The following is a 22,396-nucleotide window of genomic DNA, read 5'->3' as shown; positions in this document are numbered from 1 at the left end:
GTGGATCGCCCAGGTGATCCACTACCGAAGCATGGGGATCGCCACTGCCCGGACACGGATTGAGGGCAGCACGGTCGCCAGCACCGCGAGCATCGAACAGAGGGCGATCACCCCGATGACCGGTTGCCAGGGCATGTCGATCGTCACGGGGCCGGCCAGTTGCAGCAGCGCGGCGTACAGTCCGAGCAGACCGAGCGCGGTGGCGAGGGCGGCGAGGAGCACGCCGACCGCCACGACCAGCAGCGCCTCGGCCACGACGTATCGCAGGACCTGCCCCTTGGTGGCGCCGAGCAGGCGTAGCGCTCCGTGCTCGCCCGCCCGGTCGGGGGCCGCTATGAGCAGGGTGTTGACCTGCGCGATCACGGTGTAGCTCAGCATGATGCCGAGCACGGCCAGCAGGCCGAGACGGCTGGCCGAGGCGGCGCGGCCGGTGACGGTCCCGGCCCAGGCGGCCTTGGTTATGGAACGGGCGTTGTGCCCCTCTACGGCCTGCTCCAGCGCCTTGGCGGCGGAGGTGCCGGGACGCAGCTTCACGTAGGCGAGCGAGGGCAGGGTGGACAGCGCGTGCACCGGGGTGACGTACGCGTCCGCGGTGGAGTCGGCGCCGAGCAGTGCGACGACCGTCAGGGACACCTGGCTGCCGTCGGCCCGCCACAGCCGCACCCGCTGGCCCAGGTTCACCTCCCAGGTGGGGGAGACGGCGATCGTGTCGTCGCGCAGCTCCGCGAGCGATCCGGCGGTCACGGGCACCGACAGGGCGGTCGTGAGCGTGGCCGGGTTCACGGCCTCGGCGGGCCGCTGGATGAGCTGGGTCCCGGCGCCTTCGAGAGTGTAGAGGCTGGTCGAGGTCACGGTAGTGACGTCGGCGCCGGGGACGGCGCGCAGGCGTTCGGTGAGTTGCCGATCCAGCCCGGCCGTGCCGGACGGCAGCACCAGGTAGTCGGCGCGTACGGGGTCAATCCGCATCGCGGCCTTGGTGGCGTCGGTCATCGCCGCGGCGCCGAGCAGGGTGGCGGCCAGCGCGACAGTCATCAGGACCGGCGCGGCCGTGGCGGCGGTACGCCTCGTGGAGGCGACGGCGCCGGCGGGGACCACGAGAGCGCCCGCGCCGCGCAGCCGTCCGAGCGGGGCGGCGAGCAGGTTCGCGACCGGGCGGACGAAGACCGGGGCGAGCAGCCCGGCGGCGGCGATGAGCAGCATGACGATGGGCATGAAGGTCTTGTTGTTGGTCGCGCCCGACGGGTCGCTGACGGCGTTGACGGCCATGCTGATGACGGCGGTGGCGAGCAGGCCGCCGCCGGCGATCCAGCGCCCGGGCGTCATGGCCCGCGGTTCCACCGCCGCCTGCCGCAGCGCCTCCGCGGGCCGCACCCGGCCCGCCCGCCAGGCGGCCACGACCACGCCGAGCACGGCGACCAGCACTCCCGTGCCGAAGGCCACGTACGAAGGCCCCGGGGAGGTGGAGGGCACCAGCCAGGCGGGCGCCATGCCGAGGGAGCTCAGCAGGTCCAGGATCGGCCGGGTGGCGAGGGGGCCGGTCAGCGCGCCGAGCGCGGAGGCGGCGATCGCGACCAGGAGCGCCTCGCCGTACACCATGCGCCTGACCTGGCCGGTGGTCGCGCCCACGGTGCGGAGCAGGGCGAACTCTCGCTGCCGCTGCCCGACCGCGAAGGCGAAGGTGGAGGAGACCACGAACACGGCGATGAACCCGGCGAAACCCGCGGCGATGCCGGCGATCGTGTTGGCGTTGTTGCGGGCCTGCTCGTCGCTCTTGCGGGACGGGTCGAGCAGCGCCCGCTCCTGGCCGGTCAGCACCTTGACCTCGGTCGAGATCGCGGGCGTTCCGTTCTGACGCGATGCCGCCCCGGATGTGATGGCCTGGCCCGGGGTGGGCTGGTCCGAGGTGGCCCGGTCCCCAGTGGTCTGGCCCAGCGTGGTCCGGCCCGCGGTCGACCGGCCCAGGGCGGCGCGGACCTCGGCGGCGGGGCGCCACACGGCCAGCGCGTCGATCCGCGGTGACAGCCGGGCGGCCCGCTCGTCGGTGAAGAACACGGTCGGCTGCGGCCCCGCCGAGGCGATCCCCACCACCCGGTACGACCGGGTCCCCGCCGCGGTCACCACCTGGACCCGCCGCCCGACCTGGGCGCCGGCGGTGACGACGATCTCGTCGTCCGCGGCGGGCGCCCGTCCCGACGACAGCCGCTGCGGCGCCGTACGGGCGGCGGACCAGGGACGGCCGACGGCGGGCGGGCCACCGGCGAGCTGCGCGGCGAAGATGCGATCCACCACGGCCCCGGCCATGCGCCCGGCCAGCTCGGGAGCCAGCCCGCGCGGCTCGGCCAGCGGCGCGCCACTCTCCCCGAACGGGCTCCGCACGGTGAGCCGTTCGTCGGACACCACCACGACGGGCGCGGCGGCGTACCGCTGTGGCCCTCGGTCGGGCGAGGAGATGCTGGAGGCCAGCACCTGGCCGAGCGCGGCCATGAGGGCCGCGCCGAACGCCAGGGCGACGAACGTGCCGGCAAAGGACGACCACCGGACGCGCAGCGTGGACCAGGCGATCCTCAGCACGACGCCTCCAGCTGCAGCATCCGGGTCGCGACCTGCTCGGCGCTCGGGTCATGGAGCTCCCCGTAGACCCGGCCGTCGGCCAGGAACACCACGCGGTCGGCGTGGGCGGCGGCCACCGGGTCGTGGGTGACCATGATGATGGTCTGTGCCTGCCGGTCGACGAGTTCGCGCAGCAGCCGGAGCACCTCGCGGCTGGTGTTGGCGTCCAGGGCGCCGGTGGGCTCGTCGGCGAACAGCACCGCCGGCCGGGTGACCAGAGCGCGGGCGATGGCGACGCGCTGCTGCTGGCCGCCGGACATCTCGGCGGGCCGGTGGTCGACGCGCCCGGCCAGGCCCACCGCGGTCAGGCTCTGGCGCACCTGCTGGGAGTCGGGGCGGCGGCCGGCCAGGCGCAGCGGGAGGGCGACGTTCTGGGCGGCGGTGAGCGACGGCAGCAGGTTGAAGGACTGGAAGACGAACCCGATCCGGTCGCGCCGCAGCAGCGTCAGCTTCTTGTCGCTGAGCGTCGCCAGGTCCCGGCCGTCCACCGTCACCCGCCCCGAACTCGGCCGGTCGAGCCCCGCGGCGCACTGCAGCAACGTCGACTTGCCCGACCCCGACGGTCCCATCACGGCGGTGAACGTGCCGGCGGCGAAGCCGATCGACACGTCGTCGAGCGCCGTGACGCCGTGTGCGTAGTGTTTGGTGACCGAGCTGAGGTCGACCGCTTGCGTGGAATTCATGACGGTGACGCTATGAAGGCCGATACCTGGGCGGTACCGGATGAATGACTAGGATTCGTCCCATGCTTCGGGGGCGGGAGTCTGAACAGCAGGCCATTGACGTGCTGCTCGACCAGGCTCGCGCCGGACGCTCCGGCGTGCTGGTGCTCGGGGGCGAGCCGGGGATCGGCAAGACCGCCCTCCTGACCTACGCCGGGGAACGCGCCCAGGACATGCGGGTGCTGCGCGGCCTGGGCGTCGAGACCGAGGCCGACATCCCGTACGCCTCGCTCCACCTGCTCCTGCGCGGCGCGCTCGGCCACCTTGAGTCGCTGCCCGAGCCCCAGGCGGCGGCGCTGGAGGGCGCCCTGGGCCTGGCGCCCGCGCGGGCCGACGACCGGTTCCACGTCGGCGTGGCCGTGCTGTCGCTGCTGGCGGAGCTGGCCGAGGAGGAGCCGCTGCTGTGCCTGGTCGACGACGCGCACTGGCTGGATCAGGCTTCGGCGGGCGTGTTGCGCTTCGCCGCGCACCGGCTGCACGCGGAGGGCGTCGTGATGCTGTTCGGCGCGCGCGACGGCTTCGACCCCGGGAGCCTGCCCGGACGGCGGCTCGGCGGCCTGGACGACCGTAGCGCCGCGCAGGTGCTCGCGGACGCCGCGCCCGGCCTCACCGGCTCAACCCGCCTGAAGATCCTCAAGGAGAGCGCGGGCAACCCGCTCGCCCTGCTCGAACTGCCGCGCACCGCCGACCTGCCGTTCTACGACCACAGTCCGCTGCCGCTGCCGGAACGCCTCCGGCTGGCCTACGCCGCCCGCGTCGGCCGCCTGCCCCAAGCCGCCCGGACCGCGCTCCTGATCACCGCGCTGGCGGACGACGGGGACCTGAACGTGATCACGAAAGCCTGCGCCGCGCTCGGCATCGAACCCGCCGCTTTGGGCGCGGCCGAGCGCGCGGAGCTGGTCACGATCGCCGGCCGGCAGGTGCGCTTCGCCCATCCGCTCATGCGCGCGGCGGTCTTCCAGCTCAGCACGTACGACCTGCGCCTGGCGGTGCACCGGACCCTGGCCGGTCTGCTGGCAGATCGGCCCGACCGGCGGGCCTGGCACCTGGCAGCCGCCGCGACGGGTCCCGACGAGGCGGCCGCGCGAGCGCTGGAGGACATGGCTCGCCGAGCCGGGGACCGCGGCGCGAGCGTCAGCGCCTGCACCGCGTTCGAGCGGGCGGCCGAGCTGAGCCAGGACAAGGAGCTCAAGGGGCGCCGGCTGCTCTCGGCCGCCGTGCACGCCACTGAGGCGGGCCAGTCGCAGCGGGCCCAGCGGCTGGTCGAGGCCGCCACCGCGCTCGTGCCGGCCACGTCGGCCCGAACCACGCTCCCCAAGCTGCGGGCCAGGATCGCCCTCGACCAGGGCGCCCCTCACCTGGCCCACGACCTGCTGCTCAAGGGCGCCGCGGACGTGGCCGGCGACGACCGAGCCGCCGCGGGCCTGATGCTGGTCGAGGCGGCCCGCAATGCCAACCGGTTCGGCGACGCCGGCAGGCTCGTCGAGGCCGCCGACCGGCTGCGGGAGCTGGACCTGCGCCCGGAGGACGACCTCGACCTCGCCAGACAGGCCGCCCTGGGAACGGCGCTGCTGCTGACAGAAGGCCCCGCCGCCGCCCTGCCGATCATGCGGGAGCTCGTGTCCAAGGGCAGCCGGATCACCCCGGAAATGCATTCACGCCGGATCAACGCCTCCTACTTCGCCCTCCAGACCGGTGACTTCCAGGCCGCGTGGGAGATCGCCCGCGCCGCCGCCGACGAATGCCGCACCAGCGGCGAGCTCGGCAAGCTGGCCGTCCTCCACATCACGCTCGCCACCAGCGAGATCTTCCTCGGCAGGTTCACGGACGCGACGGCCACCGCGACCGAGGGCCTGCATCTGACCGCCGAGACCGGCCGGCCGAGCAGGGCCGGCTGCATGCGGGGGATGCTCGCCTGGATCGCCGCCGCCCGGGGCGACGCGGACCGGTGCGCCGAGCTGGCCGCCGCCGCGCACCAGCAGTACGACGCCAACGGCATCGTCAACGGCCTGGCCTGGGCCCAGTGGGCGCAGGCCCTGCTCGATCTGGGCCGGGGCCGCCACGCCGGGGCGCTGGACCGGCTGGAGACGGCCCTGGCCGGGCCGGCACGCCACCAGTTCCAGACCGTCCACTTCGCCCCCGACCAGATCGAGGCTGCGGCCCGGCTCAGCCTGCCCGCCGACCGGCCGCTGCGCCGCTACGAGGCATGGGCGGAGGCATCCGGCCAGACCTGGGCGCAGGCCGTACTGCACCGCTGCCGGGCCCTGCTCGAACCCGACGGGGAACGAGCGCACGACCATTTCCGCTCCGCCGTACGACTGCACGCCGGCGGCGGCCACCCCTGGGAGTCGGCGCGCACCGCGCTGGTCTACGGCGAGCGCCTGCGCAGGGACCGGCACAAGAGCGCGGCTCGCGCGCAACTGCGCGCCGCGCTCGAGACCTTCCAGCGCCTGGGCGCGCGGCCTTGGGCGGAACGCGCAGGCCACGAACTGCGTGCCGCCGGCGACACCGGTCTCGTCGCCGCCGGGGCCGATGCGCTGTCGGCGCTCTCCCCGCAGGAGCTGCAGATCGTTCGCCTGGCCGCGGCCGGGCGCACCAACAAGGAGATCGGCGCGCAGCTCTTCCTCAGCCCCAAGACCGTCAGCTATCACCTGTACCGGGCCTTTCCCAAGCTCAACGTGACCAGCCGGGCCCAGCTCGCCGGGCTCGACCTGGCGTGAGCGGCTCTAGAGGGCTCTAGAGGGCTCTAGAGGGTGATGTCCTCGCCCTGTTCGAGTGCGGCGTCCCCCTTGGTACGCGGCCAGACGACCTTCGGCATGGGCGCCGACAACGGGGTGTCCTCCAACTCGCCGTGCTGACCGAGGCGGCCGGCATGTTCACGGCGGCCGTGGCGGCGCCGAGCGAGCAGGCGCCTCCACCGCCGCGTCCTGCGAGCTGGACGGCCGGCCGCGCGAGTTGCGGAGCTTCCTCCTCGACATCGCACTCGATCAGGCTGAACCCGGCCACGACCTCCCTGGACTCGACGAAGGGGCCGTCGGTGAGGAGGATCTCGCCGTCGCGTACCCGGACCGTCGTGGCGTCCGCCGGAGGCTCCAGCCCACCGCTCTGGATCAGCTTGTCGCCCCAGGCCTTGCAGTCGTCCAGGAACCCGGGGTCGGCCGCATCTCCTCGTAGGCCTTGCTGCCTCCGCATATCAGCAGCAAGTACTTCACCTGACCGATCGTATTCGTCAGCGCGTCAGCGCGGTGCCCAGGCGGCGGATCACCTCGGCCTCGCCGGGGTCGGCGTCGTCGCCGGACGGCGCGTGCTCGGTGATGGCCGCCCCGACGACGTCGTCCACCTGGGAGACGAGGTCGATCAGCCGCCGTGGCCGTACGCCGTCCGGCTCCGGGTAGCAGGTCGAGCCGAAGGCGGTGGGCTCCAGGACGTCGAGGTCGACGTGTACGTACACGGGGCCCCGCAGATCGTCGAGCACGCGCTCCAGGTTGTTCACGCCGTACCTGCGCAGGCCGGTCTTCTCGAGGTACTCGTGCTCGGACACGTCGCCCGCCCGCTCCCCGGCGATGATCACCTGGTGCGGTCGCAGCGGACGCTCCGCCGTGAGGCCGGTCGGGCCGTCCCCGAGCAGCGCGCGCACCACCATCCCGTGGAAGGCGCCCGACGGCAGGGTCTGCGGGCTGTAGACGTCCGGGTGCGCGTCGATCCACAGCACCGTCAGAGCGTCCCCGTAGCGGGCGTGGGCGGCGTCGATCGGCGCGATGTCGACCGCGCAGTCGCCGCCGACGGTGATCACCCGGTCGTCGATGCCGGCCAGCGCCTCGCGCGTCAGCCGCTGGTTCTCCACGAGCACGTCGTACGCGCGAACCCCGGCGGCCCTGTCCCCGTCGGCATCGAGCACCGGCACGGTCACCACCGCGTCGGCCGGAACGAGCGCGGCGGCGCGGCGGGCCCCGGCCATCAGCCGCGGAGCGCTGCCGGACGCCGAGCCTTGCCATTGCGGTACGCAGAGCACAGTCGTCATGCGGCGACGATACGAGGCGCCGGAATCCAAGGTCCAGATCATTTTCATGCCGGCCGACGCCGCAGCGGTAGGTGATCGCCCGCTGTTCCTGACCTAGGAAATCAAGACTGGTATCCGATGTGGCGCAACAGAACCCGCAGCCGGCGCTCGATCTGGACGGCGGTCACCTCTTCCGCATGCTGAAGCAGGACGGATCCGATCGAGCTGGCCAGGATGTCCTGGATGACGCTCGGGTCGGTGTCCGCTGGGAGGTGGCCGGCGTCGATGGCCTGCTGCGCGATCCGCGCCAGGGCGTTCAGCCGTGGCTGCAGGTAGCGCTCGGTGTAGGCGGTCACCAGTTTCGGGTAGTCGACCGAGGCGCCGATGACGCGTGCCATCAGTGCGCGGAAGCGGGGGCGGCTGAGGAGTTCGGCGATGGATGAGATCAGTTCGTCGATCGACTGCCCGGCCGGGGCGGCGTCCATGTCGGGGGCGCGGGCATGCTCCAAGGCGGCCATCAGGAGGTCGTCTTTGGCTCGCCAGCGCCGGTAGACGGTCAGTTTCGCCACGCCGGCGCGTTGGGCGACCGCTTCGATGCTGGTGCCCGCCGCGCCGCGTTCGATCATCAGGTCCAACGCCGCGTCCAGGATGGCGGCGTCGTTCTCCGGATCGCGTGGACGGCCGTGGCGTTCTACGCCGGCCACAGCACCTGATTCAGCCATGCTGCCAGTTTGTCGGGTGCCGGATGGTCACGCCAACCGATGTGCCCGTCGGGGCGGATCAGCATGACATCGGGCGAGCTGGGCTGCTCCACCGGGGTGAGCGCGACGATCAGGTCGGCGCCCAGTCGCGCCGCGGCGGCCTCGGCGTGGCGGGCGGCGACGTGCTGATCATCGGCGAGCACCACCCAGCGTCCGGAGATCGCGGCGTGCAGGGTGGTCCGGCCGCCGTCGAGATGCCGGCAGGTGAGGTCGGGCATCCGGTCGCCGGGACGGAGTCCGGGCATCCACCGGTGCACGGCAGGGGCCAGCGGTCCTCCCCGGTAGCTGATGCCGAGTTGGGAGGCGGCCAGCCACAGCCGGCGCTGCACTGCGGGCAGGCGGACGACCGGCAGGACGACGTTGTCGCGCAGCAGGCGTTTCCAGGGGTCGTGCGGCAGCATGATGTCCACGGCGGTGCTGGTGGCGCGCAGGACTTTGCGGGCCAGCGGCCGTCGTTCGCCTTCGTAGGTGTCGAGCAGTCGCTGGTCGGCGCGGCCGCGGGTGACCAGCACCAGCTTCCATGCCAGGTTTTCCGCGTCGCCCAGCCCGGTGTTCTGTCCCTGGCCGCCGGTGGGGCTCTGGATGTGCGCCGCATCGCCGGCCAGCAGGATCCGGCCGCGCCGGTAGGCGTCGGCCAGCCGGCGGTGGATACGGAACTCCGAGGCCCAGCGGACGTCCGTGACCGTGTCGAGGCCGATGCCGCTTCGGCGGGAGAACTCGCTCAGCACCCGGTCGCTGATCTCGCGTTCGGACAGCTGGTCCGGCAGATCCGATGGTGGTTCGGTGAACACCCGCCAGGTGTCGTCCGGCAGCGCGGTGACCGACAGCATGTGACCGGCCTCCATCCAGGTCGTACTGCCGTTCTTGTCCAACGGCCACCGGGCCCGCACGTCGACCATCAGCAGGCGTTCGAGGAGTTTGCGGCCGGGAAAGCCGATGCCGGCGAGCTTGCGTACGGTGCTGTGCGCGCCGTCGCAGCCGATCAGCCAGTGGGTCTCGATGTGGTGCTCGGCGCCGTCGGCCGTCCGCACGGTGGCGGTGACGCCCGTGTCGTCCTGCCGAGCCGCGACCACCTGGGTGCCCCACTCCACGTGGCCGCCCAGTTGGGCAAAGCGTTCCCGCATCGTGCCCTCGACCTCGGCCTGCGAGATCAGCAGCGCCTGTTTCGGCTGGTCGGCGACGGCTTGGCCGACGTGAAGTCGCAGCACGGTGCGCGATCCCTCGTTGTAGGACATGTTGAGCGAGGACTGGGAGCGCTGGGGCAGGTCGCCGAGCGCGCCGATGCGTTCCAGGACCTCGACGCCGCGTGGTTGCAGGCCGAGGGCCCTGGAGGTGGTGGCGGGGCCGGTGGCGGCGTCGATGACGCGCACGGGGATGTCGTGCAGTGCCAGGTGGATGGCCAGGGCCAGCCCGGTGGGGCCGGCGCCCGCGATGAGTACGGTGTCAGTCACTTAGTAAACGATACGGTACCGATTACTAAGTAGCCAAGGGTGGCGGGGCCGGTGCAGATGCTGCACGGCTCCGGTGGTTACCGCATTCGGCACGCGTCCGTCGACGGGCGGCCGGTGCGCACGGGCGCGAGATCGCGTGCACGCCGCCTATCCCCGCCACGGCGGCGCCCGCGCCCTGACACTGACGGGGCGTCTCGGCCCAAGCGGCCGCCCAAAGTGCCTATTGGGCGGGGTCGGTCTCCAGGAGGTCCAGGTCCGGGGGGACGAGGGTGGTCGACTCCACCAGGCCTCTGAGGAGGTTGTGCAGGAGGTTGTTGTCGTACGGGCGGCCTTCCGACCGGTCGTGGCGCAGCGGGTACGGGAAGCCGGCGGCGTGCAGGCGGTGCCGGACGGCCTCGATCCGGTCCTCGATGATGCCCGCCCGCCATTTCTCCCCGGGCCGCAGGTAGGCCAGCCGGGCCTCGGCCTGGTTGTACGTCAACGGGCGCGGAGCCTGCTCGTACAGCAGGTAGCGCTCGCCCAGCACCACCAGGAGCAGGCGTTCCGTCTCGCTGAGGCCCCAGATCTTCGGCGGGGTGGTCGCGGCCGCGTGGAGGTCGGCCTGGGTGTCGCCGTAGGCGCCCGTGATATAGAGCTCCACCAGGTGCTGGCGGTAGCCGGAGCCCCTGATGAACAGCGGGGTGTAGCCCGGCGCCAGCGGCACGGGGTCGGTGGAGCTGTGCATCAGCCGGCCGCGCGGCAGGCGGACGAGCTGCTGGCCCAGGTTGCGCAGCCACCACCGGCTGTCCTCGTACGTCACCTCGGCGTGCAGGCGGCTCACCGACTGGTCGTCCGTGCCCACCCGCAGATCGACGTTCGGGCGCTGGTCGCGGCCGAAGCGGACATGACGGCCCGGGCGTGGCGCGACCCTGATGCCGCCCATGATGGTGCGGGCGTGCAGCGTGCCCGGGACGGCCGGGTCCACGCCGTGGGCGAGGCTGTGGGGAGCGCTCATCTGTTCGCCTCCTCGGTGCTTGTCGGACGCAGCCGTATGGTGCCCCAACCTCTCCGGGACCCTCCCCGGAAGAGTGACGTCAGGTGCCGCGCAGCTCGGCGGTGGCCGAGCGGGCGAGCGCGGTGGCCATCCCGCACAGCCGGTCCATGGGGCGCGAGCCGCCGACCACGAGGAGTACCTCCTCGACCGCCGTCCGGCCGTCCTGATCGGTGTACGGGCGGAACACCACCTCGACCTCGCAGGTCCGCTCCTCCCGGTCCGGCCGGACGAAGGCGCGGTAGCCGTTGATCCGGGTGGCCGTCCCGTCCTCGGCGGTGGGCGGCTGGTCGCGGTCGAAGTCCAGGTCCACCCAGGTGTCACTGGTGGTGCTGTCCCACTCGCAGTCCCACCCGCCGAACCCGACGTCCGGGCCGGCGGCGTCGATGCCCGGGACGGCCTCCAGGGCCTTGCCGGACAGCAGCGAGCAGGCCTCCCGCTGCGCCAGCGACGTGGCGGGGAGCGGCGGGGTACGGCGTTCGAGCGGGCCCCGACCGAGCGCCCGCGCCGCGACGGTGGCGGCGGCGTCGGCGATCTCGCAGAGCTCGGCCTTGCCCTCGTCGCCCTCCCACCGCGCCCGGACTTTCACGATGACGTCGTCCACGCCGGGCAGCACGAGTGTCCGCGAGCACGCGTCGCTCTCGGCGGGGTCGTCGGCCACCGTGATCCCGCCCACGGTCCGCGCGGCCCCGAGCTGCTCGGGAGGCGGGTCGTGGTTGAGGTCCACCACGACGTCCACGACTCCGCCGCCCGGCGGGGACACTCTGACGTCGCACCGGTCGAAGTTCCCGTAGTCGCGGTCGAGCTCGGTCTTCCCGAACCGGTCGAGCGCGGTGGCGTCGGTCATGGCGCAGGGGTCGGCCGTGCGGGGGTCGCCGATCAAGAGGTCCCCCGCTTGCGCAGGGGTGGCGGGGGCCACCGAGGCTCCGGGCGGCGGTGCGCCGCGTTCTCCGAGGACGGACCCGGCGGCGATCAGCACCGCCGCGGCGGCCACCGCCGCCACGAGGAGCGGAAACCATCGCCGTGCGGGGACCGGCGGCGGCGTTCCGATGATCTCGGCCAGCCGTTTCCGTACGTCCTCGATCTCCGGCCGCTCCCGGAGGTCCAGCCGCAGCATCTCCCGCAGCAGCCCGTCCAGCGGTCCCACGTCCGCCGTCAGCGAGACGTCCGAATGCGCGGCCCGCCACGCCACGATGTCGGCGTCCGACTCCGTGTCGCCGGCTCCCCGGCGCGGCGGGCGCCCGGCGACCAGCGCGTAGAGGGTGGCCCCGAGGGAGAACACGTCGGACCTGGGGTCGGGCTGCCCCCTGATGACCTCGGGGGCGGCGTAGGCGACGGTGTAGCTGATGGCGCCGTTCGGGGTGATCGTGTCGCGGCCCCCGACCCGGTACGCGGCGCCGAAGTCGGCGAGCTTCACGACGCCGTCATCGGCGGCGACGATGTTGGCCGGTTTCACGTCGAGATGCACGATGCGCTCGGCGTGCATGGCGGCCAGCGCGTCCGCGATCTGCGCGCCGACCTGCGCCGCCCGCTCCGGCGACATGGTCCGGCCGTCAAGGCTCCCGCCGGGCACGTGCTCCATCACGAGCCAGAACGTGCCCGTCTCCGGGTCGTCCACCGTGTCGTGCAGGGTGACCACATGCCGGTGATTGAACGCGGCCAGGGCCCGCGCCTCGGCGCGCAACCGGCTGGATCCGGGGTTGTCGGCCAGCAGGCGTTTGACCACGACCTCCCGGCCGAGGCCCAGGTCCAGGGCCAGCCAGACCTCGGCCGCGGCGCCGCCGCCCAGGCAGGTGACCAGCTGGTAACGCCCGCCGATCGCCGTGCTCCCGGGCACCTCGATCCCTCCTCGCCGGTGTTTGGCGCGATGGTTCCGAATTTACTGGGTGATCGGGGAGATACGCAGCGTTTTGGCGGCGCTTCTGACGGCGTTCCCTCACCCGGCGCGCGGGCCGGATGTCAGCGCCGCCCACCTCGACGGTGACTTCCATGGAAACCCTTGCCGCATCCGGATCGTAGTCGTACCGTCACGGATAGCGTTTCCCGAGATATGGAGGTGGAGCTGTGGGGAGGCACGAATGCGGGCATCCTTTCGCGAACGGGGAGGTGTGATGTTCACGCACATCGCGTGGCGGCTCGACGCGATGATCGCGGCGATCACCGACCACCGCCCGCCCCTCACCCGGCCGATCGAGCAGGCGCTGCGGGCGGTCCCGCGCCACTGGTTCGTGCCGTCGGTGGGGGAGTCGCCCGAGCGCGACGGGGGGAGCGCGCCGATCGACCGGGAGGCCGACCCGCCGGCCTGGTGGGACGCCGTTTACGCCGGGCGCCCGATCGTCGCCGCCGACGGGTGCTCCTGTCCCGCGCCCAGCGCGGTCGCCGACCTGCTGGAGCTGCTCGGACCGGCGCCGGGCCAGCGGGTGCTGGAGGTGGGCACGCGTACGGGGTGGACCGCCGCCCTGCTGTGCCGGCTGGTCGGGCAGTCGGGGAGCGTGACCTCCATCGAGGCGGATCCCACCGTGGCCGAGCAGGGTGCCAAGAACCTGGCCGCCGCGGGAGCGCTCCCGCACCTGGTCGTGGGCGACGGCACGGCGGGGTGGGCCGAGCGGGCGCCGTACGACGGGGTGCACGCGACGTACGCCGTGCGGACCGTGCCGTACGCCTGGATCGCGCAGACCAGGCCGGGCGGGGTGGTGGTCGCGCCGTACGGCGACGGCCACGCCCTGCGGCTCGTGGTCGGGCCGGACGGCACGGCCGGCGGCCGGTTCTCCGCGCTCACGACCATGACGTGGACGCGGCGCGATACCCCGCCGGGCGCCGTCCTGGCCGAGGACGTCCTGGCCGAGCCGGGTGACGCCCGCCGGACGTGGGCGGACTGGGGCGAGCCGGAGCGGGAGCGGTTCGGCGTGACGATCACGCCCGACGGGCAGCGGGTCTGGCTGGACAGCCCCGAGCGAGTGATCGGCTGACCCGCTGAAATTCGGTTGACCCCGCGCGGAGCCCGTCAGAAGGATGCGGGGGGTGCAGATCGAGTTCACGAGATTCTCCCCGGACGACGTCGAAGCGCTCGTCGGCTTCCTCACCGGGCACGAATGGCCCTTTCACGCGGGCGTCCAGGACCCCGAGACCGTGCGCGAGCGCGCCGCGGACGGCCTCTACGACGACGAGGAGTCCAGGACGTTCTGGGTGCTCGCCGACGGGGAGCGCGCGGGCCTGGTCCGGCTGCAGGACTTCGCCGACGACACCCCCCTGTTCGACCTGCGGATCGGGCAGGAATGGCGGGGCCGGGGCCTCGGCGCCGCGGCGGTCGCCTGGCTGACCGGCTACCTGTTCACCGAGCTCCCGCACGTCAACCGGATCGAGGGCACGACCCGCCAGGACAACCACGCGATGCGGGCGGTCTTCCGCAAGAGCGGGTACGCCAAGGAGTCGCACTACCGGGAGTCGTGGCCGGGCCTGGACGGCACGGTCCACGACGCCGTCGGCTACGCGATCCTGCGCCGCGACTGGCTCTCCGGCACGGTGACGCCTCCCGACTGGGACGACGAACCTCGCTGACCTCGGCGCGCCTGGCCGGAGACCGACCAGGCGCGAGGGTCAGGAGGTCTTGCGGGGGCGGTGGCGGGTGACGGCGCGGGCGTGGGCCTCGGTCAGGAGGGGGCGGGCCTGCTCGCCCGGGTTCACGATGGCGATCCAGCCCTGGGTCGCGTACTTGGGGTGGGGGAGGACGCGGTCCTCGGCCGTGTAGTCGACCTCGGCGTCGTCGCCGGCGAGCCGCTGGAGGGTAGCGCGCCCGACGGCGATGCTGAGCCGGAACACGCCCGGCCTGTTCAGGTCGGAGAAGGTGTCCCAATCCGGGTAGTCCTTGATGACGATCGTGGCGAACGGCTGCCGGGGATGGGTCTCCAGGGTGCCTTCCGGGTCGTAGAAGAAGAACGTGTCGCCCCAGGCCATCTCGGGGGCCTCGCTGTTCTCCTCGATGGTCTGGGTCACGACTCCGGGGAAACCGGACACGAACTCGATGATTTCGCTCTCAGTCATACCTTCAAGTGTTTCATTGCACTGCCCTGTGAGACTTTGCGCGCTGAACAGGCCATCGACCGCGTGGAAGCCTCAAACCGCTGACCTATGCGACAGTCTGGAGACCATGTCCGAGACACACCTTCCCGGGGGTTTCGTCAACGCCGTCGTCCGCGTCGGCGACACCGTCCGCCGCACGCCCGGACAGCGGGCCGCGTACGTGCACGAGCTGCTGCGCCTCTTCGAGCGGAGCGGATGGGCGGCCGCGCCGCGGTTCCTGGGCCTCGACGAGCGCGGTCGGGAGATCCTGAGCTTCATGGACGGCCACGTGGCCTGGGAGGACGTCCAGCCGGACGGCGTCGCCTCCGACGAGAGCCTGGCGCGGGCCGCGGAGCTGGTGCGGGAGTTCCACGACCTGACCGCCGGCACCTCACTGGCCGGGGAGGAGGAGGTGGTCTGCCACAACGACCTGTCTCCCAGGAACACCGTCTACCGGGGCGAGGAGCCGCGGCCGGTGGCGTTCATCGACTGGGACATGGCGGGGCCGGGACGGCGCGTCCACGACGTGGCGCACGTCTGCTGGCAGTACGCGGGCCTGGGCCCGCTGATCGCCGACCCGGCCGACGCGGCCCGGCGGGTGCGGCTGATCTGCGACGCCTACGGGCTGCGGGAGCGCGGCGAGGTGGTCGAGACGATCCTCTGGTGGCAGGACCGATGCCGGCGCGGCATCGAGCGGGATGCCGCGCAGGGGCTGGCGTACGCGATCAGGCTCCGCGAGCAGGGGGCGGTGGCGCAGGTGCGCGCCTGCCACGACTGGGTCGCCGAGCACCGCGCCGGATTCGAGCGGGCGCTGCGTCAGATCGAGGGGGTGGCGGCCTCGGCGGGCTGCCCGGGGGAGGGCTCCTCGATCGGGACGTAGTCGTGGCGCATGCCGTGGTCCCCCAGCCACCGCCGGAGCCCGGAGACGGCCTCCGGATTGGCCGACACCTGGGCCGCGTACTCCGACAGCGCCACCTCCTCCCCGTCGTCGAACAGCAGCCGCGCCGGCCCCGACCACGACAGCGTCCACTTGGCCTCGCCGAGCTGGATCAGCACCGCCTCCAGCGCCTGCCCCAGCACCCCGGCGAGCAGGGTCTCCGACGCGTTCCAGCCCTGATCGCGCAGGACGGCCTCCAGCTCCGCCTGCCGGCCCCGGGCGATCGCCTCGAAGGCGGCGTCCAGGTACGGCCGCGCGGCCCCCATCACCCGCTGGCCGGCGACCGCCAGGTCGTGGAGGGCGTCGGCGTTGCGGCCCGCGTACATGGCGTGCGACACCAGCTCCTCCCACGACACCGGCCGCAGCCCGGTGAGCGCCTCCGGCGTCCACATGGACTGCTCCACGGCCTGCACCGCCACGTTCGCGTCGCGCAGCAGCGTCAGGGCCGAGCGGGGGTCGGGGACGTGCGGCGGCTCAGGCAGGTGCTCGATGGCGGCCAGGCGCTCGGTCAGGCTCGGATGGGAGTCGTACGGCGAGACCTCCTGCGGCTCCTCGCCCAGCTTGGCGATCTCGGCCTGCCGGTCGGAGTCGCTCATGAGCGCGTGGAAGCCCCCGAACACCGAGAGGGGCCTGGTGCCGCCCGCGCCGGTGAGCGACAGGTAGTTGGCGACGTAGAGGTCCCAGCCCGTCGCGGTGGTCTGGATCTTCTGCAGCGCCCCGGCCATGGCCTGCCGCCCGCCGATCGCGACCGCGAACTGGTCGGCCTCCAGCTCCTGCTTGCGCGAGACGGCCTGCGACACCCGCAGGTAGAACTTGGCGTACCAGGTGAACAGGCGCTGGACGAACGGGTGGTTGCGCAGCCCCTGGACGGTGGCGAGGAGCGAGACCCGCCCCCGGTAGACCGGCGCGCCCAGCCGCGTGTGAGCGCCGCTGTAGTGGCCCAGCTCGTGCCCGAGCACCGCGCGCAGCTCGTCCACCGTCAGCGTCTGCAGCAGCGGCAGCCCGATGAACATCCGCCGCCGCGTCGCCTGCATCCCCAGCCAGCGCGTGTCCTCGGAAACGGCCGCGTTCACCTCGGCCACCAGCCGGATCTCGTCCGGCGGCGCCGTGCGCACGCGCTGGGCGAGCTCCTCGACCGTCTGCCAGAGCGCCGGCTCGTGCTCGCGCCCGATCGGCACGCCCGGTTGCTCGCCGCCCTGGCGGCGGCTCACCACGAACAGGGCCTGTACGAGCGCGCCGGCAACCAGGGTGAGGATGATCGCGAGCTTGAGGGTGTTCGCGTGGAAGTCCACGAGGAGCAGGACATCGAAGAAGATGGCGGCCACCAGGAAGAGGCCGACCAGAACGTAGAAGCCGGCGAGCAGGATGAAGGCCAGCACTGCTCGGAACGCTGTCGTCATGGGGTGAGGGCTCCCGGGGAAGGGGTTCTCGCGAGGCTCGACCTTAGCGGAGACCGGAAACTGGATAAAATCACCTAAGCAATGCCGTACTACGATGACCATGATCAGGAGCGTTGGGTTCCGGAACCTCCCGGCAACCCCGAACGCTCCGCATTCGAGCGCGACCGCGCCCGCGTGCTGCACAGTGCCGCCCTGCGCAGGCTGGCCGCGAAAACGCAGGTCGTGGGCCCTGCCGAGTCCCTCGGCGGCGGCCAGCACATCCCGCGCACGAGGCTCACGCACTCCCTCGAATGCGGTCAGGTCGGCAGGGAGATGGGCGCCACGCTCGGCGTCGATCCCGACCTGGTGGAGACCGCGTGCCTGGCGCACGACCTGGGGCACCCACCTTTCGGCCACAACGGGGAGATGGCGCTCAACGCGCTGTCGGCCTCGTGTGGCGGTTTCGAGGGCAACGCGCAGAGCCTGCGCCTGCTCACCAGGCTGGAGGCCAAGGTCCTCACGGAGGACGGCCGCAGCGCCGGGCTCAACCTGACGCGGGCGGCGCTCGACGCTTCCATCAAATATCCCTGGACATGCGAAAAATCCGCAAAATTCGGCGTATATGACGATGATCTACCCGTGTTCCGCTGGATCCGGGACGGCGCGCCCGACGGGCGGGTGAGCTTCGAGGCGCAGATCATGGACTGGGCCGACGACGTCGCCTACTCCGTACACGACCTCGAGGACGCGCTCCACTCCGGCCACGTCACCCCCGAGGCGCTGCGCTCGCCCATCGAGCGCACGCTGGTGTGCGAGACCACCCGCACCTGGTACGCCCCCAACGCCGACCTCGGCGAGCTGGAGGAGATCTTCGCCAAGCTGATCACCGCCCCGCTCTGGCCGCGCCGCTTCGAGGCCACGCTCGCCGACCTGGCCGGGCTCAAAGCCCTCACGAGCGGCCTCATCGGCCGCTTCTGCCGCTCGGCCCAGACCGCCACCAAGGAGGTGTACGGCTCCCGCCACCGCGCCGACCTCGTCGTGCCCCACGCCACCCGCCTGGAGTGCGCCCTGCTCAAGGGCGTCACCGCCCACTACGTCATGGCCACCAGGGACCACAACGCCAATCAGGCCAGGCAGCGCGAGCTCATCACCGAACTGGCCTCGATGATCACGCTGGGCGCTCCGGGCACGCTGGAGCCCGCCTTCAGGCCCGCGTACCTGGGCGCCGCCGACGACGCGGCCCGCGTCCGCGTGGTGATCGACCAGATCGCCTCGCTCACCGACACCTCCGCCGTGGCGTGGCACCGCAGGCTCTCCCGCTGACCAAGTTTCTCCATGATCCGGTACACCCGGCTTTCCCCATGACCCTCGCAGGCGGATACTGCGCCCATGGCCACATATGTGATCGTCGGTGCCGGACTCGCGGGGGCCAAGGCCGCGGAGACGTTGCGCGAGGAAGGCTTCGACGGCGAGATCGTGCTCATCGGCGCGGAGAACGAACGGCCCTACGAACGACCGCCCCTGTCCAAGGACTACCTCCAGGGCAAGAGCGAACGAGAGAGCATCTTCGTCCACGGCCCGGAGTGGTACGCGGACAACGCCGTCGATCTGCGGCTCGGCACGCGCGTCACGCGCATCGAGCTCGACAACCACCTGGTCAGGTTCGGCGACGGGTCGCGCCGGCCGTACGACAAGCTGCTCATCGCCACCGGCGCCACGCCGCGACGCCTGCCGGGGCCCGCGTACTACCTGCGGACCGTCCACGACAGCGAGGCGCTCAAAGAGCGCCTGGCGAGCGCGGGCAGCGTGCTCATCGTCGGCGCCTCCTGGATCGGGCTGGAGACCGCGGCGGCCGCCCGCGCGGCCGGCTGCGAGGTCACCGTCGTCGAGCCCGAGCCCACCGCGCTCAACCGGCCGCTCGGCAACGAGCTCGGCGACCTGTTCGCCCGCCTGCACGTCAGCAAGGGCGTGGACCTGCGCTTCGGCACCGCCGCCGCCGAGATCACCGAGACGGGCGTGCGGCTCAGCTCGGGCGAGCGGCTCGCCGCCGACTTCGTCGTCGTCGGCATCGGCGCCGCGCCCGAGGTCGGGCTCGCCCGTGACGCCGGGCTCGCCGTCGGCCAGGGCATCCACACCGACGCCGCGCTGCGCACCTCGCACCCCGACGTGTTCGCCGCCGGCGACGTGGCCGAGCCCTTCCACCCCCTGTACGGGCGCCGCCTGCGCGTCGAACACTGGGCCAACGCCCTGCACGGCGGCCCCGCCGCCGCCCGGTCCATGCTCGGCCAGGACGTGGTCTACGACCGGATCCCGTACTTCTACACCGACCAGTACGAGCTGGGCATGGAGTTCTCCGGTGACATCGAGGGCTACGACGAGATCGTCTACCGCGGCGAGCCGGAGAGCCTGGAGTTCATCGCGTACTGGCTGCGCGAGGGACGCGTGATCGCCGGCATGAACGTCAACGTCTGGGACGTCGTGGACGAGATCCAGGAGCTCATCAGGTCACGCGTCATTGTTGATCAAAAGGAGCTATCGACGGGGTGACGGTGATCACGCCGTCGTCGGTGCGCTTCGGCTTCGGGCCCTGGGTCTTGCCGGCCTGCGGGACCTTCTTCGATCCGCACTGCACGGCGCAGCCCGGCGTCTCGCCCAGCTTGCCGCGCAGCGCCAGCGTCTCCTCCCTGGGCGAGTACGTGCGGTTGCCGGTCGCCCAGGCGTCGAGGTAGTCCCAGGGCTTGACCATGCCCCTGCGTACCCACCAGAAGGCCGGGCCCGTCTTCCACGAGATCGCGAAGTAGAGGTTGGGCCCGGTTTCGCGGGCGTTGCCCGTCCGGCCCACCCGCCCGAGCAGCTGGCCCGCCTTGACCGGGACGCCCGGCCGGACGCCGTCGGCGATCGTGTCGAGGTGACCGCCGAGGTAACGCACGCCGTCCTCGCCGATGATCGTGACGAACCTGCCCTCGCGGGCGGCCCCCGCGTCGGTGGACGGGCTCCACTTGTCCTGGAGGTTCACCTCGTCCACGACGCCGCCGATCGGGGCCACGAACGCGCACCCCTGCGGCGCCCAGATCGTCGTCTTGGGCAGCACGAGGAGCTGGCGCTGGTAGGTCGTCTTGCAGCCCTTGACCGGGAAGGTGTACTCGTACTTCGACATCTTCGGCGGCGGCACCTTCACCGGGTCGTCGCCCTTGGGCGGCTGCTCGGCCGCCTGGGGCTCGGCCTCCGGCTCCGCCGATTCGCCGGGCTGCGCGGCGGGCGGCGGGCTCGTGGCCGGCGGGGTCGACGGCGAGGTCGCGTTGACCCCCGCCAGGCCGGTGGCCTGGGAGCAGGCGCCGGTCAGCAACAGGGCGGCCGTGACGGCCGCCCATCGTCCGAGATGCCCCGTACGCATGATCTCCACCCGTGTCACCGTTTCCACCGACAACCTTTACCTTTGTAGCCGACCGGGAGCTCCCGCAGAGCCGGTTTCCCTCTTTAGCAACCGACAGGTAATGCGCGCCTACCCGTACCGGGCCCGGAGGGGCGGAACCGTCGGTGGGGCGGAATAGACTCACCGGCGTGGCTGGCCGGATCCGTGATGTCGACATCGCGCTCGTACGTGAGCGTTCACCCATCGCCGACGTGATCGGCGAACACATCCAGTTGCGCAACGCAGGGGGCGGCAACCTCAAGGGCCTGTGCCCCTTCCACGACGAGAAGAGCCCGTCCTTCAACGTCACCCCCGAGCGCGGGATGTACTTCTGCTTCGGCTGCTCCGAGGGCGGCGACGTGATCACGTTCGTCGAGAAGATCGAGCACCTGTCGTTCGGCGAGGCGGTCGAGCGGCTGGCGCAGCGGGCCGGGATCACGCTGCAGTACGAGCAGGGCGGCTACGTCCCCAGGCGCGACCACGGCGAGCGGGCCCGGCTGATCGAGGCGCACAAGGCGGCGGCGGAGTTCTACGCGGACAAGCTGCTCGTGCCCGACGCGGCGCCCGGGCGGCGGTTCCTGTCGGAGCGGGGCTTCGAGCGGGCCGACGCCGAGCTGTTCGGGGTGGGCTACGCGCCGGCCGAATGGGAGGCGCTGACGCGGCATCTGCTGGGGCGCGGGTTCACCGCCGAGGAGATCGTCAAGGGCGGGCTGGCCAAGGAGGGCCGGCGGGGGCCCATCGACCGCTTCAGAGGGCGGCTGATCTGGCCTATCAGGGACGCCACGGGCGATGTGATCGGATTCGGCGCGCGGAAGTTGCTCGATTCCGATGATGGTCCGAAATATCTGAATACGCCTGACTCGCCGCTTTACAAGAAGAGCCAGGTGCTTTATGGGATTGATCTCGCCAAACGGGAGATCTCCAAGCGGTCCCAGGCGGTGATCGTCGAAGGCTATACCGATGTGATGGCCTGCCATCTGGCCGGAGTGCCGACGGCGGTGGCCACCTGTGGCACGTCGTTCGGCGAGGAGCACATCAAGATCCTGCGCAGATTCCTGCTCGACCAGGCCGAATTCCGGGGCGAGGTGATCTTCACCTTCGACGGCGACGCGGCCGGGCAGAAGGCGGCGCTGCGGGCGTTCGCCGACGAGCAGAAGTTCGTCACCCAGACCTACGTCGCGGTGCAGCCCGACGGGCTCGACCCGTGCGACCTGCGGGTCAAGCAGGGCGACGCGGCCGTACGGGACCTCATCGCCAGCCGGGAGCCGCTCTTCCAGTTCGCGATCAGGAGCACGATCTCCCGCTACGACCTGCGCAGCAACGAAGGCAAGATCGCCGCGCTCGACGCCGCCGCGCCGATCGTGGCCGGGATCAAGGACGTCGGGCTGCGCAAGCGCTACGCCATCGACCTCGACCGGTGGCTGGGGTTCATGGACGAGCGGTTCGTGATGCAGCGCATCGCCGAGGTGGGCGGGGCGCAGCAGGGCCGCCCGCGGCGCGCGCCCCAGGCGGCGCCCGTCGACCCGAGCGTGCGGGTGGAGGGGGAGCTGCTCAAGCTCGCCGTGCAGCGCCCGGCGCTGCTCGGGCCCCGCTTCGACGCGCTCGACCCGCAGGCGTTCACGGCTCCCGACCACGTGACGCTGCACAAGGTCATCCTCGCTGCGGGCGGCGTGGCCGCCGGCTCCTACGGCGGGCGCGAGTGGGTCGACCGGCTGCTGGAGCACGCGCACGAGGAGGGGGCGCGGGGGCTGGTGACCCGCTTCGCGGTGGAGCCCATCCAGGCGGACGCGCACGCCGAGGAACGCTACGCCGGCGCCATGCTGGCGGCCATCGAGGCCATCGCGGTCGACCGGGCCATCGCGCAGGCGAAGTCGCGGATGCAGCGGCTCAATCCGGTGGAGGAGCAGCAGGAGTACAACAAGCTGTTCGGGGAGCTGGTGGCGCTGGAGCAACAGCGCCGCGTCCTCCGCGACCGCGCCGCCGGCAGCTGACCCCCGCCCCCGCCGGGCGTGATGGGTTTGTGATCAACCTTTGC

17 protein-coding genes and 1 pseudogene are annotated in these 22,396 nt (G+C 72.3%); 7 read left to right on the top strand and 11 right to left on the bottom strand.

The genetic code is table 11. From position 1 onward, the window contains the following. Positions 1–21: 21 nt before the first annotated feature. Positions 22–2,571, bottom strand: coding sequence for an ABC transporter permease (locus tag ABZX61_RS54190; protein ID WP_355208052.1), 2,550 nt, complete (start codon positions 2,569–2,571; stop codon positions 22–24). Next, positions 2,565–3,293: an ABC transporter ATP-binding protein gene (locus tag ABZX61_RS54185; protein WP_350725127.1), complete on the bottom strand. Its 729-nt coding sequence runs from the start codon at positions 3,291–3,293 to the stop codon at positions 2,565–2,567. Before ABZX61_RS54185 ends, ABZX61_RS54190 begins: the two co-directional genes overlap by 7 nt. A 62-nt stretch (positions 3,294–3,355) precedes the next feature. Here ABZX61_RS54185 and ABZX61_RS54180 point away from each other — a divergent pair, with 62 nt between their 5' ends. Continuing rightward, the gene (locus tag ABZX61_RS54180) at positions 3,356–6,052 is read left to right on the top strand and encodes an AAA family ATPase (protein WP_355208049.1); all 2,697 of its coding nucleotides are present in this window, start codon (positions 3,356–3,358) and stop codon (positions 6,050–6,052) included. Positions 6,053–6,290: 238 nt separating this feature from the next. On the opposite strand, the pseudogene ABZX61_RS54175 reads toward ABZX61_RS54180, so the two are convergent. The 6 genes and pseudogenes from ABZX61_RS54175 to ABZX61_RS54150 form a co-directional block, all read right to left on the bottom strand. After that, a pseudogene (locus ABZX61_RS54175) lies at positions 6,291–6,524 on the bottom strand (hypothetical protein); the annotation flags it as partial. Between the two features lie 37 nt (positions 6,525–6,561). Continuing rightward, positions 6,562–7,353 carry an arginase family protein gene (locus tag ABZX61_RS54170; protein ID WP_355208046.1) on the bottom strand — a complete coding sequence of 264 codons (792 nt, stop codon included), beginning with the start codon at positions 7,351–7,353 and terminating at the stop codon, positions 6,562–6,564. 101 nt (positions 7,354–7,454) lie between these two features. Further along, complete coding sequence (locus ABZX61_RS54165; RefSeq protein WP_350725135.1) at positions 7,455–8,054, bottom strand: TetR/AcrR family transcriptional regulator; 600 nt, start codon at positions 8,052–8,054, stop codon at positions 7,455–7,457. Then, the gene (locus ABZX61_RS54160) at positions 8,024–9,544 is read right to left on the bottom strand and encodes an FAD-dependent monooxygenase (RefSeq protein ID WP_355208042.1); all 1,521 of its coding nucleotides are present in this window, start codon (positions 9,542–9,544) and stop codon (positions 8,024–8,026) included. Before ABZX61_RS54160 ends, ABZX61_RS54165 begins: the two co-directional genes overlap by 31 nt. 220 nt (positions 9,545–9,764) lie before the next feature. Continuing rightward, the gene (locus tag ABZX61_RS54155) at positions 9,765–10,538 is read right to left on the bottom strand and encodes an FHA domain-containing protein (RefSeq protein WP_355208040.1); all 774 of its coding nucleotides are present in this window, start codon (positions 10,536–10,538) and stop codon (positions 9,765–9,767) included. A gap of 79 nt (positions 10,539–10,617) precedes the next feature. Further along, positions 10,618–12,411 carry a serine/threonine-protein kinase gene (locus ABZX61_RS54150; protein WP_355208037.1) on the bottom strand — a complete coding sequence of 598 codons (1,794 nt, stop codon included), beginning with the start codon at positions 12,409–12,411 and terminating at the stop codon, positions 10,618–10,620. Between the two features lie 274 nt (positions 12,412–12,685). Between ABZX61_RS54150 and ABZX61_RS54145 the strand changes: the two genes are divergently transcribed. Further along, entirely contained in the window at positions 12,686–13,543 is an 858-nt protein-coding gene (locus tag ABZX61_RS54145; RefSeq protein WP_355208034.1) for a hypothetical protein, read from the top strand. Between the two features lie 52 nt (positions 13,544–13,595). Further along, positions 13,596–14,132: a GNAT family N-acetyltransferase gene (locus ABZX61_RS54140; protein WP_350725145.1), complete on the top strand. Its 537-nt coding sequence runs from the start codon at positions 13,596–13,598 to the stop codon at positions 14,130–14,132. 39 nt (positions 14,133–14,171) lie between these two features. Here the strand turns inward: ABZX61_RS54140 and ABZX61_RS54135 are convergent, their stop codons facing one another. Beyond that, positions 14,172–14,615, bottom strand: a complete 444-nt coding sequence (locus ABZX61_RS54135) for a DUF6194 family protein (RefSeq protein WP_355208030.1) — start codon at positions 14,613–14,615, stop codon at positions 14,172–14,174. Between the two features lie 106 nt (positions 14,616–14,721). On the opposite strand from ABZX61_RS54135, the gene ABZX61_RS54130 reads away from it, so the two are divergent. Beyond that, a complete protein-coding gene (locus ABZX61_RS54130) occupies positions 14,722–15,513 on the top strand; it encodes a phosphotransferase (protein WP_355208027.1) in 792 nt (263 codons plus the stop codon). Here ABZX61_RS54130 and ABZX61_RS54125 read toward each other — a convergent pair. Continuing rightward, entirely contained in the window at positions 15,450–16,970 is a 1,521-nt protein-coding gene (locus ABZX61_RS54125) for a M48 family metallopeptidase (protein WP_355208024.1), read from the bottom strand. The two genes, ABZX61_RS54130 and ABZX61_RS54125, sit on opposite strands and share 64 nt — an antisense overlap. Positions 16,971–17,051: 81 nt before the next feature. Between ABZX61_RS54125 and ABZX61_RS54120 the strand changes: the two genes are divergently transcribed. Continuing rightward, a complete protein-coding gene (locus ABZX61_RS54120; RefSeq protein WP_355208021.1) occupies positions 17,052–18,272 on the top strand; it encodes a deoxyguanosinetriphosphate triphosphohydrolase in 1,221 nt (406 codons plus the stop codon). Positions 18,273–18,338: 66 nt separating this feature from the next. After that, positions 18,339–19,496, top strand: a complete 1,158-nt coding sequence (locus ABZX61_RS54115) for an FAD-dependent oxidoreductase (RefSeq protein WP_355208018.1) — start codon at positions 18,339–18,341, stop codon at positions 19,494–19,496. Here ABZX61_RS54115 and ABZX61_RS54110 read toward each other — a convergent pair. Next, positions 19,462–20,370 (bottom strand): M23 family metallopeptidase, encoded by a 909-nt coding sequence (locus ABZX61_RS54110; protein ID WP_355208015.1) that lies wholly within the window; start codon positions 20,368–20,370, stop codon positions 19,462–19,464. The genes ABZX61_RS54115 and ABZX61_RS54110 overlap by 35 nt on opposite strands. A 140-nt stretch (positions 20,371–20,510) precedes the next feature. Between ABZX61_RS54110 and dnaG the strand changes: the two genes are divergently transcribed. Then, positions 20,511–22,352, top strand: coding sequence for a DNA primase (gene dnaG, locus ABZX61_RS54105; RefSeq protein WP_355208013.1), 1,842 nt, complete (start codon positions 20,511–20,513; stop codon positions 22,350–22,352). The last annotated feature ends 44 nt before the right edge of the window (positions 22,353–22,396 follow it).

The organism is Nonomuraea sp. NPDC003709, assembly GCF_040610775.1.
Lineage (GTDB): Bacteria > Actinomycetota > Actinomycetes > Streptosporangiales > Streptosporangiaceae > Nonomuraea > Nonomuraea angiospora_A.
The sequence above is the reverse complement of the archived record's forward strand: the minus strand, read 5'-3'. Positions and strand labels throughout refer to the sequence as shown.

Coding starts and splice junctions, on each gene's coding strand:
- ABZX61_RS54135 (WP_355208030.1), bottom strand. CDS start 14,615: ATGACTGAGAGCGAAATCATCGAGTTCGTGTCCGGTTTCCCCGGAGTC.
- ABZX61_RS54120 (WP_355208021.1), top strand. CDS start 17,052: ATGCCGTACTACGATGACCATGATCAGGAGCGTTGGGTTCCGGAACCT.
- ABZX61_RS54130 (WP_355208027.1), top strand. CDS start 14,722: ATGTCCGAGACACACCTTCCCGGGGGTTTCGTCAACGCCGTCGTCCGC.
- ABZX61_RS54145 (WP_355208034.1), top strand. CDS start 12,686: ATGTTCACGCACATCGCGTGGCGGCTCGACGCGATGATCGCGGCGATC.
- ABZX61_RS54115 (WP_355208018.1), top strand. CDS start 18,339: ATGGCCACATATGTGATCGTCGGTGCCGGACTCGCGGGGGCCAAGGCC.
- ABZX61_RS54125 (WP_355208024.1), bottom strand. CDS start 16,970: ATGACGACAGCGTTCCGAGCAGTGCTGGCCTTCATCCTGCTCGCCGGC.
- ABZX61_RS54170 (WP_355208046.1), bottom strand. CDS start 7,353: ATGACGACTGTGCTCTGCGTACCGCAATGGCAAGGCTCGGCGTCCGGC.
- ABZX61_RS54165 (WP_350725135.1), bottom strand. CDS start 8,054: ATGGCTGAATCAGGTGCTGTGGCCGGCGTAGAACGCCACGGCCGTCCA.
- ABZX61_RS54155 (WP_355208040.1), bottom strand. CDS start 10,538: ATGAGCGCTCCCCACAGCCTCGCCCACGGCGTGGACCCGGCCGTCCCG.
- ABZX61_RS54185 (WP_350725127.1), bottom strand. CDS start 3,293: ATGAATTCCACGCAAGCGGTCGACCTCAGCTCGGTCACCAAACACTAC.
- ABZX61_RS54180 (WP_355208049.1), top strand. CDS start 3,356: ATGCTTCGGGGGCGGGAGTCTGAACAGCAGGCCATTGACGTGCTGCTC.